12 protein-coding genes and 1 riboswitch are annotated in these 14,464 nt (G+C 51.7%); of the genes, 1 reads left to right on the forward strand and 11 read right to left on the reverse strand.

The window, feature by feature from the left end:
* The 5 genes from ABYP33_RS13610 to ABYP33_RS13630 all read right to left on the reverse strand — a co-directional run.
* The coding region (locus tag ABYP33_RS13610) for a lysophospholipid acyltransferase family protein (protein ID WP_373091629.1) at positions 1 to 1,685 on the reverse strand (1,685 nt) is incomplete at its 3' end.
* Positions 1,686 to 1,701: 16 nt separating this feature from the next.
* Positions 1,702 to 2,520 carry a UDP-2,3-diacylglucosamine diphosphatase gene (locus ABYP33_RS13615; RefSeq protein WP_373091630.1) on the reverse strand — a complete coding sequence of 273 codons (819 nt, stop codon included), beginning with the start codon at positions 2,518 to 2,520 and terminating at the stop codon, positions 1,702 to 1,704.
* Positions 2,521 to 2,637: 117 nt separating this feature from the next.
* Entirely contained in the window at positions 2,638 to 3,057 is a 420-nt protein-coding gene (locus ABYP33_RS13620) for a response regulator (protein ID WP_373091632.1), read from the reverse strand.
* Positions 3,044 to 5,044 carry an ATP-binding protein gene (locus ABYP33_RS13625; protein ID WP_373091633.1) on the reverse strand — a complete coding sequence of 667 codons (2,001 nt, stop codon included), beginning with the start codon at positions 5,042 to 5,044 and terminating at the stop codon, positions 3,044 to 3,046. The genes ABYP33_RS13620 and ABYP33_RS13625 overlap by 14 nt, the downstream gene beginning before the upstream one ends.
* Positions 5,045 to 5,257: 213 nt before the next feature.
* Positions 5,258 to 7,270 carry a TonB-dependent receptor gene (locus ABYP33_RS13630; protein WP_373091634.1) on the reverse strand — a complete coding sequence of 671 codons (2,013 nt, stop codon included), beginning with the start codon at positions 7,268 to 7,270 and terminating at the stop codon, positions 5,258 to 5,260.
* A gap of 194 nt (positions 7,271 to 7,464) precedes the next feature.
* A riboswitch (cobalamin riboswitch) is annotated at positions 7,465 to 7,726 on the reverse strand.
* A gap of 344 nt (positions 7,727 to 8,070) precedes the next feature.
* On the opposite strand from ABYP33_RS13630, the gene ABYP33_RS13635 reads away from it, so the two are divergent.
* On the forward strand, positions 8,071 to 9,231 hold the full coding sequence (locus ABYP33_RS13635) for a sirohydrochlorin chelatase (protein ID WP_373091635.1): 1,161 nt from the start codon (positions 8,071 to 8,073) through the stop codon (positions 9,229 to 9,231).
* Between the two features lie 22 nt (positions 9,232 to 9,253).
* Here the strand turns inward: ABYP33_RS13635 and cobM are convergent, their stop codons facing one another.
* From cobM to ABYP33_RS13665, 6 genes are read right to left on the reverse strand one after another with little or no spacing between them, the layout of a single operon-like run.
* Positions 9,254 to 10,078: a precorrin-4 C(11)-methyltransferase gene (gene cobM, locus ABYP33_RS13640; protein ID WP_373091637.1), complete on the reverse strand. Its 825-nt coding sequence runs from the start codon at positions 10,076 to 10,078 to the stop codon at positions 9,254 to 9,256.
* Positions 10,079 to 10,122: 44 nt separating this feature from the next.
* Positions 10,123 to 10,899 (reverse strand): precorrin-3B C(17)-methyltransferase, encoded by a 777-nt coding sequence (gene cobJ / locus ABYP33_RS13645; RefSeq protein WP_373091638.1) that lies wholly within the window; start codon positions 10,897 to 10,899, stop codon positions 10,123 to 10,125.
* A 6-nt stretch (positions 10,900 to 10,905) separates the two neighbouring features.
* Positions 10,906 to 11,694, reverse strand: coding sequence for a cobalamin biosynthesis protein (locus ABYP33_RS13650; RefSeq protein WP_373091639.1), 789 nt, complete (start codon positions 11,692 to 11,694; stop codon positions 10,906 to 10,908).
* Positions 11,691 to 12,455: a precorrin-2 C(20)-methyltransferase gene (cobI, locus tag ABYP33_RS13655; RefSeq protein ID WP_373091640.1), complete on the reverse strand. Its 765-nt coding sequence runs from the start codon at positions 12,453 to 12,455 to the stop codon at positions 11,691 to 11,693. Before cobI ends, ABYP33_RS13650 begins: the two co-directional genes overlap by 4 nt.
* On the reverse strand, positions 12,448 to 13,785 hold the full coding sequence (gene cbiE, locus ABYP33_RS13660) for a precorrin-6y C5,15-methyltransferase (decarboxylating) subunit CbiE (RefSeq protein ID WP_373091641.1): 1,338 nt from the start codon (positions 13,783 to 13,785) through the stop codon (positions 12,448 to 12,450). The genes cobI and cbiE overlap by 8 nt, the downstream gene beginning before the upstream one ends.
* The gene (locus tag ABYP33_RS13665) at positions 13,785 to 14,432 is read right to left on the reverse strand and encodes a precorrin-8X methylmutase (RefSeq protein WP_373091642.1); all 648 of its coding nucleotides are present in this window, start codon (positions 14,430 to 14,432) and stop codon (positions 13,785 to 13,787) included. The genes cbiE and ABYP33_RS13665 overlap by 1 nt, the downstream gene beginning before the upstream one ends.
* Positions 14,433 to 14,464 lie beyond the last annotated feature (32 nt).

Genomic DNA, 14,464 nt, shown 5'->3' on the forward strand with positions numbered 1-14,464 from the left:
CGCCGCGCCGCTTTCATTTTGCTAAGATCCACCAGCACCAAACCATCAATACAATCGGCAAAGTCTGGGTCAACATTAAATGCGGCGAAGCTAACACCGCCCGGTTCACAGAGTTCGGTATACTGCTTATAAAGCGTCGGCACTGCGCAGGACAGATCGGCAAGTTCTTGCTTTAGCTGTGTAAATTCAGCGCGATAATCATCCCCGCAAAATTGTAAGGTACTCTTTTCGGCACGGTAAGGGCTTTTCGCACTAGCCCAAGCTTGAGTGGTAGGGAAATAAGTTTGATAAAAAGGGATTAACAGATCCTTCGCCGCGCGAGGTAGGCTATCGCTCAAACTCACCGGCCCAAATAAATAGCGCACGTCTGGATAGCGCTGCAAATACGTGCCCAGCCCCTGCCAAAGATAATCCAGACCATTTCGCCCCCAATAACGGGGCTGCACAAAACTGCGGCCAAGCTCCGCGCCGCATTCAAAATATTCTTCGGCGTAGGGAATTTGATAGTCAAACAAGGATTCACTGTACAGGGTCTGGCCGTCGTCTAAACTCGCGATGCGCTTTAAACGGTAGGCGCCTACGAGTTCTAACTGGGTCTCATCCCACAACACAATATGGTCGTAATAGGCATCAAAGCGATCCACATCGCGACGACGGCCGGTGCCTTCGCCAACCGCGCGAAAGCTCACCTCGCGGAGTCGGCCAATCTCCCGCATTACCGTGCAATCACCGCTGTATTGATAGCAGTAAATTTCCATTCCGTCTCGGGTATTTCCCAAGTGATCACATTGACGAATAGCGGCTCGCAACTCCTGGCGATCTTCCGGGTGCGCAACCGCTTGGGCAACCGGCATAAAACAAAGCTCACCCGCGCGTTTACGTCGCCCCAGTTTATAAAGATGCTTTTTAAACAAACGCGCTTTAGCGGGTGCGGTAAGCGGTAACTTTTCATAGACATTAAACTCAATGGCCGAGCCAATAGTCACTCGCACCGTACGATTATTTTGCTTAAACATTTCTCGAATCAACCACAAGGTAGATAATGGTTTTGCCAGCAACGACAGCGCGTAGAAGAACACCGAATTTCGAGCATTTATGTGCACCGGTAAGATTGGCGCTTTAGCCTTGGCGGCAAATTTAATAAAACCATTACGCCAACGGCCATCACGAATACCTGCGGGACTAAATCGAGAAACCTCGCCGGCTGGAAAAATAATGACGGCACCTTCACCGTTCAAATGGCCGTGAATTGCCTGTAAGTTTTCCTTGCGATTGCGTTTACCACTCATATTGTCAACAGGCAGCAACAAACTCCGCAGCGGTTTTATCGCATAGAGCAGTTCATTCGCGACCACTTTGACATCAGAGCGCACTTCCGACACCAGCTTTAATAGTGCCAGACCATCCAAGCTGCCAATCGGATGGTTAGAAATAATCACCACGCGGCCGGTGACCGGTATACGCTCCTTGTGCAGCGCGCTTACCGCGTAGCCAAAATCAAAATATTCTAGGCCCTTTTCAACAAAATCCAGTCCTTGCAAATAAGGGTAGTCGCGCTCAAACTGCTTGAACTCCGCTTCGTGAAATAGGTATTTAAGTAGCGCCGACAAGGTTTTCTTAATGCGCGGGCTGCCCTTAGATATCCGGGGAAACTGCTCATCTATGACTGAATCAACCGATATCATATGTAACTCCTATTGATTAACCGGCGCGACGCAAAGGCACAACATCGGCTTTTACCCGGCCGCCATTGCCGGTCATGCTTTGCAACAGCGTTTGATGTTCTGTCCACTGCAGCAGTTCTAAATTACCCTCAAAGGTCTCCCCTAGTAGGGTGCAATTTTCTATCCAATCGCCGTCATTGCAGTACAGCAAACCCTTTACTTTCTTAAGTGCTGGCTGGTGAATATGACCGCACACTACGCCGTCCAGCCCCCGGCGAGATGCCTCGCGAATCGCGGCCTCTTCAAACACACTAATGACCTGACGTGCATTGGGAATGCGCTGTTTTATATAGGTGGCGAGGGACCAATAATTGCGCCCGAAGCGCCGACGAATAAAATTGGCCCAACGATTAAGAAACAACAAAAGGTCGTAGGCTGCGTCGCCAACCAAGCCCTCCCACTTACTCAAACGCATATGCTCGTCCAAGCAGTCGCCGTGAAACATCAACAATCGTTTGCCGTTTACGGTGGTATGAATGGCTTCACGCTTTATTTCGATTGGGCCAAGAATGTGGCCCACATAATCACGCAGAGGCTCGTCGTGATTACCCGGAATGTACACCACGCGCGTGCCGGTACTGGCCTTTTTGAATAAGCTGCGTACCACTTCATAGTGATTTGAAGGCCAATATAGACTGCGCTTTAGCGCCCAAAGGTCGACAACATCGCCGACCAAGTACAACGTTTCACACTCGATTTTCGCCAAAAAATCGAGAAGATAATCAGCCCGGCAGTCTTTAAAGCCGAGGTGGATGTCAGATAACCAAACGGTTTTATAACGCTGTCCTAGCTCCACCCGCGTGTATCCTCTTTGCCCATTTGGGCCAAGATTAGGGCTTTAATATGACAATGGCAGGACTAAACGAGGACAGTTTTATGACAAAGACGGGATTTAACGAGGGGCTACGGCAGCTTAGCGCCGCAACGCCTCCGGGTAATTCTCGGCAAGTACGTCGCTTAAGCGACTCTCAGTAAGCGGTTTACTAGAAAAAGATTTAACCGCCGCCTTACTTTGGGCTAAGGACGCATCATCAGGGTTAAGTGACGTAGTGAGCATTACTACAACCACACCGGCCTGCTGCGCCTCAGGTACCTCGGCGTATTTTTCCAAAAACTGCCAACCGTTCATCACTGGCATATTAATATCCAAAAAAACCAGCTCTGGTTTGGGGTAGCTACCATCTACTTCGGTGGTTAAATATTCCAAAGCTTGACGGCCATTATTCACCTCTATAATCGTCTCGGCACAGCCGTATTTCTCTATCACCAACCGATGGATGTAATTTGTGGCCTTGCAGTCGTCTATAAGCAAGACCCGTTTAAGCTTGTTCATCACGAGTATCCCTGAGCGAAAAATAAAACGCTGTGCCCACATTAAGCTGGGATTCTACCCAAATTTCACCACCGTGTAACTCTACCACTTTTTTACAGTGGGCCAAACCGATGCCACTTCCCTCATATTCATCGCGTCCATGTAAACGCTGAAAAATCATAAAGATGTGTTGGAAATGTTCAGGGGCAATACCAATACCGTTATCACGGATGCTAAACTGCCAGCAGTCAAGGCCTCGCTCCGCCGCAATAACAATTTTCGGGGGCACATCAGGGCGTCGAAACTTAAGCCCATTGCTAATTAAATTTTGAAATAATAAGCGCAGTTCCGTTTTCTTTCCCGTAATTACTGGCAGATCCTTATATTCGACTCGGCCGCCCACCTCTTCTAGCCGTAAGCCAAGATCCACACATACCGCGTTCACCAGTGCCTGACAATCCACCTCAGTGAGGTCTGACTCACTCCCTAAGCGGCCATAATCCAGTAAACCGCGGATCAAGGCCGTCATCCGCATAGTCGATTCTTTAATAAAGCCCAAAAAGGTTTTGGCTTGTTCATCCATTTCAGAACCGTAGTTCTCTTCAAACATTTCCACTAAGCTTTGCACTGTGCGCAGTGGCTCCTGTAAATCGTGTGACGCAATATAAGTAAATTGTTCCAACTCTTTATATGCCACTTTCAGTTTTTGATTATTTACACGCAGCTCAAGCTCAGCGCCTTTGCGCTCAGCCACCTCGGTGGCCAAGAGGGCCTGCTTGCGTGACAATTCTTGCAATAGATTGTCAAAAACCCGCGCCAGTTCACCCAACTCACCACCATCCTGAATCGGCAAGTCCTCACTTTGGGTTGCCAAGCCATCACGATTCAGCGTGTTGCGCATAGCAATAATAGGCCCGGCGATACGTCGCGACACGTATATTGCCAATACCCCGGACATTAACAGCACAAAAAGTAGAAACAGATAAATCTTACTGAGCACACGCTCTTTGATGGCAAGGGCGTCTTGAAAATCATGACTGGTGGCTAAAATCAGTCGATCTGTGCTGTCTTCAGGGTTATAGGCAATACTGCGCAAGGAATATACCAACGCCTTAGCATTAGCATTAACTTTGCCGTTTACCACCTCGAGCTGAGGGTTGTCCAATAAACGCTGAGTGGCAGGAAAATCTTGGCTTATATTGCTACTGCGACCATATTCAAAGGCAAAGCGACGCTCAGCCTCGGGGTGCGCTAAATATTCGCCTCTACCATTGGCGATAACAAACTGATGGTCTACCCCCGCTATTGACTTCAGGGCATCAAAAGTGGATTGCAAATTGTGATTAATAATCACAATACCGAATAGATCGCCATCGGCGTTATATACCGGCGTTGCCGCGCGAATCACCGGCTGCAAAGGCTCCACAATTTCGCCAAATTCGCGGTTGAGCTCAATATCAGAAAGATAGACCTGACCGGAATCTAAATTTAAGGTTTCCGATAAATATTTACTCGCGCTTTTATCTTGTAATTTATTTTGCGAAACGCGCTGGATAGCGCCGTTAGGCCCGTAACGATCAACCCTAATTAACTCTAGGCCGTTAGCGCGAATAAAACGAATTTGCACATTTTGAGGCTTTGCCTTGAGCATTTCGCTAAAGATCACCCCAAGCCGCGCTACCCATTCTGCTTCACTAGAACCATCTGAAGGATCGACACCACGATGGCGCTCCGCCCGAATTAGCCCCTGAATAGGCGGGGTTCCTGTCACAAACCGTAGATCTCTAATCAATTCAGCCATATTGGCGCGAAATTGCACCGCTTGTAGCTCCGACTCATTAATTAAATCTTGCTCAGTGGCGTCGAGCAATTGCTGGTCTAATTGCCCCATAATAATGGACAAAACCACCAAATTGCTGAGCACAATAAGTGCCACCAATGGAAATAGGATCCGCTGAGTAATACTTTTCCGCTTGCCAAGTATCGGCATATGCTCGGAAGCAGGCATATAAAAGCTCGTAATGTAAGGTTACCTACCAAGGTAATTGACGACAAGGGGTTGTAGCCGAGGCTGAATATTCACTCAACAATCCCTGAGTTTCACTATAGGCAATAAGAAAGCCTATGGCCATTAATCCGAGCCTAAATTAAATAGGTAGTTATCGCTATAAAGACGAAATTATACCCCGACAATCAATGCGAATTGCCGAGGCATACCTGCTTAAAATTGGTAGGTTAGGGTCACTCTATAGGTGCGCGGCTCCATTGGGTGCGAGTGGCGGTCTAGCTGAGGTTCAATACCGGCGTTGCGCTCGGATAAAGTTCGTGAGGCATAGTAATAAGTGATATCGTCATCACGTTCATCCAAGGCATTGATGATCTCAAGCCCCAGCGCTATACCATTGCTAAAGCGGTAGCCAATATTGGCATTGACGCTCTGCGATGACGCCGATTCAACATCACCGCCTTCGGTAAGCTTGCGGGGGCCGAAATAGCGCACTCGAAGACCCGCGTACACACCATTGTCTAAATCAATACTCGCACCCATGGCAAAAACCTGCTCCACGCTGTCGGGCACATACTTACCCAACGCCTGTCCGTTGTCGAGTTGCACTTGCCTAAATTCGGTTTGCGATGACGCAACATCCATATCCAGCACAAACCAGTCCACTGGTTGATAAAATACGCTCACCTCCAGGCCTTGGCGACGGCTGGCATCCCGAGGTTCGGTTGTCGACTCATCGCCAACAAACACCAACTCTGAGTCTAAATCTAAACGAAACGCCACCACCGACAGCTGAATATCATTGGCCAGCAAGCTACGCATCCCCAATTCATAGCCCACCGACTCAGACATGAGCGGCACTGCACTTTCCCTTCTCACTACACCCCGCGCATCATTGCTGTGAAAGCCCTCGCCATAGTTAATGAAGAACTCCGTGCTCGCGAATGGGCCAAAGCGCAGTGATAATTTGGGCGACAATAAGGCCTCGCGATCGCTGCCACCGGCGGTAGGGTCAAGTTTATCGCTTACCGCCACATCAATAGCGTGGTAGCGCAAACCCGCCACAGAGGCAAACCACGTCGTCCACTGGCTATGCACGCTGCTGTATACGCCGAGCGCCTGCTCTTCCACCGCCGCGCTGGCAAACAGATCGTATATTAGGCCTCGCTGGCTAAAGCCCACACCCACGTCGTTAATATCGTCCTGTCGCCATTCCCCGCCGTAGCGCAACTCATGTACCTCGCTTAGGGCCTGCGTAAAATCTAGCTGGCCACCGAGGGTCAGGCGATTATCGAATTGGGTAAATTGGTCACCGCGCACCTCGGGGTCGTCGCTGTTATCGCGGGAGTAATAACTCGCGTTAGAGCTTAAACGCAGCGCGTAATCCACCACGTAAAATTGACTTTGCAGATTCAGACCATCCCTCAATGCCGACCGAAGTTCAGCTGACAGGCTATAGCGGTGGGTGTCGCCGCCGGTGCTATCATCCAGAGAGCCGTAGCGATCCACGCTGCCGTCTGCCACCAGCCGCTGGGGAATCTGATCCGTCGAGGTCCAATCGGCTTCATACGCCATGGCCGTCAGGGAATAGCCTTGATTTCGATCACCACCGCTGTATTTCAATACGCCGTTGGCTTTATCAAAGCCCTCTGGCACCTGCCACGGGCCGTCGTTTTGCTGGGACTCAAGAGCGTAAACCAGCTGGCCATCTGCCGCCGCCACTCCGCCAAAGGCCAAGAGACGCGCATAATCGTTTTCGCCCACGGTAAGTTTCACCGTCTGATTTGCCAAAGTCCGCGCATAGGATGTTCGCGCTGTACCCGCCGAAGAGAAATCCCCCGCCTCGGCATAATAAGGCCCCTTACGATAAACAATACTGTCGACCAATTCAGGGATTAAAAAATTAAGATCGGTGTAACCCTGACCATGACCATGGCTCACCATATTGATGGGCATACCATCAACATAATTGGCAAAGTCGCTACCGTGATCCAAATTAAAACCCCGCAAAAAATACTGATTCGCCTTGCCGTCACCACTGTGCTGGGTAACCACCATGCCGGGTATGGTTTCTAACAACTCGGCGGGACGCAGCGCTGGGCGGTGCGCTATTTGTGCAGCCAAAACGGTGCCTACCGAGGCGGCCTCAGCGTCGGCGAGGGCCGTATTGGCAAGCGCGCTACCCGTGACCTGCACTTCTTCAAGATGGCCAGCGCTGCGCTCGCTCACGCCACTTAAGCCGGCCCCGTATGCTGGACATACAAAGACAAAAAAACTTATTACTAGCGGATTAAATATCGAATTTTTCAAAGGAATCGCCTCTCGATTTCAAAAATCTCAATGGCGGCGGGAAATTAACGAGGGAATAGCAGAAGCGACAAAAGTCGCTCTGATTATACTCGCCTGATTGCACACCCCGACCATCAGGTAATTGCATATCAGGCAGGTCTACTGGCTCACGACTTCATTCTACGCGTTTAAGAAAACGCCAGAAAATGCGCTAATCGCCTTCCCAAGTTCAGTGGTAAAACCTTACTCAGTGGCCGTGACTAGCACTCATCGCATACAGTTGCGGGGACAGCTTCAATTAATCGCGTAAAACCATAAAGTCAATTTTACGCGCCGAATTCCCTATTAATCGCTACGGTGAATAATCACCTTGGAACCTGAAAATGCGCAGCGACTTTAACCCAAGTAATATTGAAATTCATCACAAAAAAACGATTTAGAAAAGTTACTTTAAACCGCCACAAATAAATGAAACAATATGTTATCGAAATCCAAAAACCGAATTAAATGACTGTAAATAAACACTATTTTTACCTAAAAAGCACAACACGAAACAATCCAACTTCTCTCAAAACAAAAACTAAAGACGATAAAAATCCCTCCAACAATATGGAGCCACTCAAGTACAAATCCATTAAAAAATTAATTTATTTACACGCTATTAATAAATCTAATCCCTCAATATTAATCAGTTACATCAATCCTTTTACCTCAATCACTTCTACGCAATGGACACCCGCATGACGAATTTAGAAAACTTGCCCAATAATTGCGGCTTACTTATCTGTGGTCACGGCAGCCGCGCCAAAATCGCCGAGCAGGAATTTGGCCTACTCGCTAAAAACCTGCGCCAGCGTTACCCCAAACTCAAAATCGAATACGGCTTTTTAGAGTATTCCGCGCCCAATATTCACATGGCCCTGGATGCGCTTCGGGAGCAAGGTGTAAAAACCATTTACGCCGTTCCCGGTATGTTGTTTGCCGCCACCCACGCCCAGAACGATATTCCCTCGGTACTCACCAGTTACCAGCAAAAGCACCCAGATCTGCATATTCACTACGGCCGAGAACTGGGCCTACACAGCAATATGATTGCCGCCTTTCAGCAGCGTATTCTCAATTCCCTTGGCCACACCGAGATTCCCGCGCCCGGCGCCCTCTACGACACCATGCTAGTGGTGGTCGGTCGCGGCACCTCGGTCGTTAATGCCAATGCCGATGCCGCCAAGCTCTGCCGCATCGCCGCCGAGAGTATGGGTTTCGGCTGGTCCGAGACGGTCTACTCTGGCGTTACCTTTCCCTCGGTTGGCCGGGGCTTAGAAATGGCCTGCAAGCTCGGCTTTAAAAAAATTGTTGTCGCTCCTTACTTCTTGTTTGGCGGCCGGCTTATCGACCGCATTCACCGTTATATTGATAAAGTCGCCGCCGAACAGCCCGAGGTGCAGTTCATCAAAGCCGACTATCTCCGCGACCACCCCAAGGTCATCGATACCTTTGTGGCCCGCTTTGCCGAAACCATGAATGGCGGCCAACAACAAACGGGTCTACTCGCCGACTTTAGCGCTCGGCTCGCCCGAGGCGAAGTTGACTTACATCACCACCACGCCGAATACCAAGAACCCAATGCAGCTCATCAGCACAGTCACGACCACGATCACCCCCATAGCCATTCACATGAGCATGAGCACGAGCATTCCCATGAACATGAAAAGCAACATGATCATGGTCATAGCCATGCCCGCTACCAACACATCGCGCACCCCCACGGCCCCCGCACCATGATTAACGACAATGTCTGCTGCTGTTTTATGAGCCAATTTCCAGCGGAACTCATTGCCGAAGAGCAGGCGCGCAAGCCCGCGCTAGACGGTATACCGGCCTGCAAGAAGCGGTCTGCTTAATACCATTCGGCCCATTCCAAACTTAAAGCACCGGTTGTTTTAAGCTGGGATGGGCGGCACTACTATTCACATCGCGCTGGCGAGCCGGCTTAACTTTGGGGCGATACACATGGGCCTTATCGTGGTCGTATAAATACGAGTCGCTAAAGTCTTCACTGGCCAAAACCCAGCCCACCAAAATCAAACTGGTGCGGGTAAATTTCTTGTCGCGCACCTTGGCAACAATATCGCTCAAAGTGCCAACAACCTTGTCTTGATCCGGCCAGGAGGTGCGGTAGCAAACTGCCACTGGGCAGTCGGCGCCGTAGTGGGGAATAAGCTCCTCCACAATTTTATGAATACGGGTCACCCCCAAATGAATCGCCAAGGTCGCGCCACTGGCGGCCAAGGCAGGCAGGCGCTCGCGCTCGGGAAATGGGGTTTTACCCTCGTAGCGGGTGTGAATAATAGTTTGCGACACCCCAGACAGGGTTAACTCCTTGCCGAGCCACGCCGCCGATGCCGAGGTTGCGGTCACCCCGGGAATAATTTCATAGTCGATATTTAAGACCTGTAAACGGCGGATTTGCTCGCCGATGGCGCCGTATACCGAGGGGTCTCCGGAGTGAATCCGCGCCACATCATGGCCCTGCTCACTGGCCCAAGAAATATGTGCCATGATTTCATTCAAATCTAAAGACGCGGTATCCACAATCCGCAGGGCATCGCCTTGGCGTCCGGCAAAAATGTCGGTGGGCACCAATGAGCCCGCGTAGAGAAGCACCGGACAAGCACTAATTAAGCGCTGGCCTTTTACCGTGATTAACTCTGGGTCGCCGGGTCCGGCACCAATAAAAAATACTTTCACAGCGTTTCCTTTTTAAACATCTTTAAGCAAATCAGCCTTGCAATTCACGCCTTGCTGGCATAACCGCGAGGCGTGTAAATCCATTCTTTACTGCCGTTAACAATATGACGGGTTTCGCGATTGCCCACCGACACCAAGGTGAACATATCAACGTCGCTGGCCTTAAGATCACCCAGGCGCGTAAAACGAATATCTTCGTCGCTGCGAGTGAGCTGGCGACCAATTACCACGGGGGTATTTGCAGGGCGATACTGCAATAAAATGTCGCGGGCGCTATTCAGCTGCCAGTCCCGTTTTTTAGATACCGGATTATAAAAAGACACCACAAAATCGCCGCTGCCAGCGCCGTGTAAACGCTGTTCAATCACTTGCCAAGGCGTGAGCAAATCAGATAGCGAGATTGTGCAAAAATCGTGGCCTAACATAGCGCCAACGCGGCTCGCCGCCGCCTGCATCGCCGAGATACCCGGCACCACTTCAATATCGACCGTCAGCCACTCGGGATGATTCTCTGCGCCATTAAGCTGCTGATCTAATAGTTCAAACACCAAGGTGGCCATCGCGTAAATACCAATATCGCCACTGGACACCAGCGCCGTGGCCTTGCCACTGGCAGCGAGATCTAGCGCCAAACGCGCCCGGCCAATCTCCTCGCCCAAGGGCAAATCATGGCAGCGCTTACCGCTGGTCATGTCTGCCAGTAAATCCAAATACAGGCCGTAGGCCACCACCTCGCTACACTGGGCTATAACAGCGCTAGCCAGCGGCGTAATCAAGCGCTCGTCGCCTGGGCCCATACCTACTAAAAATAATTTACTCACAATCGCTCACTGTCCTTTTTGTGCTTCTATCGAATTCGTATTGGGGTAGGCCCGCGCTATCGCGCAGGTCGCCTTCGCATTCTTCTGTTTGCTTAGCAGTAATTCTGGACTGTCACCGGCGTAGTCTTGGGCTGCGTACAAGGCCGCGGATTCAGCCACGCCGTATACACCCACCGTTGCAAACACATAATCCGAGCGCTGGCTAAGCAGGCCCTCAACCGTCGCGAGTTGCGGCACCGACCAAGTTTGAAATGGCAGACTGTGCTTTGCGGCCAAACTGATTAAACCCATTTCGTCGGCCTTAATATCAATGCTGTTCAGACTGTGAATATCGTTCATCGACAAGCATGCTTGCTGTAGGCAGCAAGCCAGTATGTCTGCCAAAACGTCTTCAGGGCAATGCCGCTCGCAGCCCATGCCCACGGTATATATTGGCTTGAGATAGGATTTGGCAGTGGTTTGCACACATTGCGCGCCAAGCAGCTGCGCCACCGCAAAACCCCAGTCATTGGCGCCGCCCTCGTGGCCAGATAAGAGCGGAATCACAAACTCGCCCAGCTCATCCAACACCAATACGGCGGGGTCTTGATGTTTACTCACCAACACCGGCGCCAAGCAACGCACGGCAATGCCCGTCGCACAAATAAGAATTAAACGCTCACCGCGCATAAAGGCCTGCTGCACAGTGCTAGCAAAATTATCAGGGCGATAGCTCAGTGCCGCCAATGGCAACAAGGACAGTAAGCGCTCACCTAAAAGCTTCCCCGCTGGCGTTAAGGCAAAAATTCGAATCATGCTCGCGCCCCGCTACGGCTCACCAAAAACAGCGAGAAATACGGACCCTGCACAGCTTCCAATTGCCTAATATCCTCGACAATGCGCTCATCGGGACGGCCCACAAATTCAAGATAGCGGGCATCAGCCTGCCGCCCCGCCTCGCTCAGCGCAGCGAGAATTCGCGGCCGCGCCTGCCCGGCTTTTAAAATAACCACCGTATCGTGGCGTTCAAGGGCCGCGCGTAATTCCGCCGGGGTGTGGCGACCGCTGAGCACCGCAAACGACTCAGCAAGCATGGCGAGTGGCGTTTTACTGCGAGCAGCGGCGGCATTAATCGAACTAATGCCGGGCACCACTTCGCAGTGAAAACGCTCAGCCAAACGCGCCATTAAATACGCAAACGAGCCAAAGAACAGCGGATCGCCTTCACACAAAAACACCACATTACGGCCCGCACTTAGCTGCTCGCTAATGCGCTGCGCGGCGGCGTCGTAGGCGGCATTGGCCAGCGCGCGGTCGCGGTTCATTGGCATATAAATAGGCATATAGATAGGCAGTTGCAAGCCCGCACCCGCCTGAATAGACGCCGCCGCTATGTCAGCCGCCTGCGAGTGGCCATCGGCATTTTCCAAAAAAGCAATGACATCGGCTTGGGCAATTAGGCGATGGGCCTTTAAGGTCAGTAGCTCTGGGTCGCCTGGCCCCACCCCCACCCCATAAAAAATGCCCGCTGCAGAGGTTGGTATTGGGGTTTGCGATATCGCCAAAGGATCAGACATTGTCGATAACCTCGCTGCGCGCCGCTGTTTTTTCAAAACGGTATAAATACACCGGCAATAGCGGCCTAAAGCAGGGTTCACCGGCCAATTCACCACGGCGACTCACCGCAATTTGCAGGGCTTCGCTGCGATATTGGCCAGCCACTAATTGCTGTTCAAAACGGCGCAACAACTGCTGACTGGTCTCAGTGACTGCACTCACTACCACGCAGCCACCAAGCGGAATACCCGACCACACTTGCTGTAAAATCTGCGTAAGCTCACCACCACTGCCGCCGATAAACACCTTATTCGCTGGTGGCAACTCAGCCAAGACCCCAGGTGCGCGCCCCGCAATAATATGCAGGCGATCTGGCACCCCAAAGTAGTCCCGATTTTGCTGCAAACACGCCAGGCGGTGCACATGAGACTCCACTGCATACACCTGCGCCCCGCTGCCCCAGCGCGCCAACTCTACCGCCACACCGCCGCAGCCGGCGCCTATATCCCACACCACATCGCTGGGCTGAACTTGCATTAAGGACAATATATTCATGCGCACTTCCCGCTTAGTGAGCATGCCCTGACCACTGGCGCCGTCGGTAAAAAACTGCGCGTCGGCAATACCGGGGAATACCGGTAAGACGCCACCGCCCGCACCCGCGTGAATCACCGAGACATGCAGCCCGGCAAACTCGCGACTCTGCCCGCCCCCCTCTGCCAGTAATTCAGTGACAATCCAATGGCTGATCGCTTCCTGCGGGTAGCCCAAGTTCTCGCACACACTGATTCGCGCTTGACTAAAACCGCACTCCACACAGAGCTGGGCAAGCTGACGGGGATGACTGTGTTTGTCGGTCAATATCAGCAAGCGCGCACCAGCGCGTAAATAACGCCGTAAAACTGAAACCGGACGGCCATGCAAACTCAGTACGTCTACATCCTGCAGCGACAAAGCCAAGCGATGGCAAGCCGCCTGAATACTGGATACCCCTGCATGGAAGCGCAGCGCATCAACGCCAAAGTGGGCGATCAAACAGCGGCCGATGCCGTAGTACAGCGGATCGCCCGAGGCCAGAACCACCACCCGCTTGTCTGGCATGTCCTCAAGCTGGGCGAACAATTCTGAAATTTTCGGCAGCAGACGCGCTCGCTGCTCAGGAACCCACGGTGCAACCAGCGCCAATTGCCGCGCACTACCGATAACCCAATCTGCAGCGCCCAGTGCCACCTGCGCGGTGGCGGCTAAATGCAATGGCTCGCCAGCTGAATTGCCCACGCCCAAACCAATGACATCCACGGGGAAAAGACGCGTTTGGCTTAATGACGGCATCGCCTTATCTAGCAGCATCAATACAGCTCCCCGCGATTACAGCGCAGCAGGGCATTGCACACCGAGGCGGCAATAGCGCTGCCACCTTGACGACCCAATAGGGTAATACACTCTATACCGAGTGTTTGATGGCAATCCCACAGCGCCTGCTTGGATTCCGCCGCGCCAACAAAACCCACCGGAATACCAATCACCAGTGCGGGACGGCCCAAACTCGGATCACTCGCCAGTATTTCTAACAAACGAAATAAGGCGGTGGGGGCATTGCCAATAATCACCACGCTGCCCGCTAAATGCGGCCCCCAAAACTCCAGTGCCGCCATGCTGCGGGTTTCGCCCCGCGCTTGGGCTATAGCACTCACGCCGTCGGCATTTAAAAAGCACTGGGCCGGGCGCGCCAACATGCGCTTAGTCAGCCCCTGCTTAACCATTTCTACATCACAGAGTATTGGCGCCTGCGCGGCCAAGGCCCGCCGCCCCGCATCACAAGCGCCCGCACTAAACCGCAGCTGCGCAGCTAATGCAGGATCACCCGCGCTATGAATTACCCGCATTGCGACTTGTGTTTGCTCAGCATCAAAGGTCGACAAATCAGCGAGTTCACGAATCATCGCAAAGCTATTACACTCTATTACTTGCGGGTCTATTTCGTAATCGAATTGCATTTTAAAACCACGTCCAAAAACTATTCATTAGA

Source organism: Zhongshania sp., assembly GCF_041584495.1.
GTDB lineage: Bacteria > Pseudomonadota > Gammaproteobacteria > Pseudomonadales > Spongiibacteraceae > Spongiibacter.

Bases quoted from the DNA above. Each gene is read 5' to 3' on its own strand.
- cbiE (WP_373091641.1), bottom strand. From the start codon at position 13,785: ATGCTGCTAGATAAGGCGATGCCGTCATTAAGCCAAACGCGTCTTTTC.
- ABYP33_RS13625 (WP_373091633.1), bottom strand. From the start codon at position 5,044: ATGCCTGCTTCCGAGCATATGCCGATACTTGGCAAGCGGAAAAGTATT.
- cobI (WP_373091640.1), bottom strand. From the start codon at position 12,455: ATGTCTGATCCTTTGGCGATATCGCAAACCCCAATACCAACCTCTGCA.
- ABYP33_RS13620 (WP_373091632.1), bottom strand. From the start codon at position 3,057: ATGAACAAGCTTAAACGGGTCTTGCTTATAGACGACTGCAAGGCCACA.
- ABYP33_RS13665 (WP_373091642.1), bottom strand. From the start codon at position 14,432: ATGCAATTCGATTACGAAATAGACCCGCAAGTAATAGAGTGTAATAGC.
- ABYP33_RS13635 (WP_373091635.1), top strand. From the start codon at position 8,071: ATGACGAATTTAGAAAACTTGCCCAATAATTGCGGCTTACTTATCTGT.
- ABYP33_RS13650 (WP_373091639.1), bottom strand. From the start codon at position 11,694: ATGATTCGAATTTTTGCCTTAACGCCAGCGGGGAAGCTTTTAGGTGAG.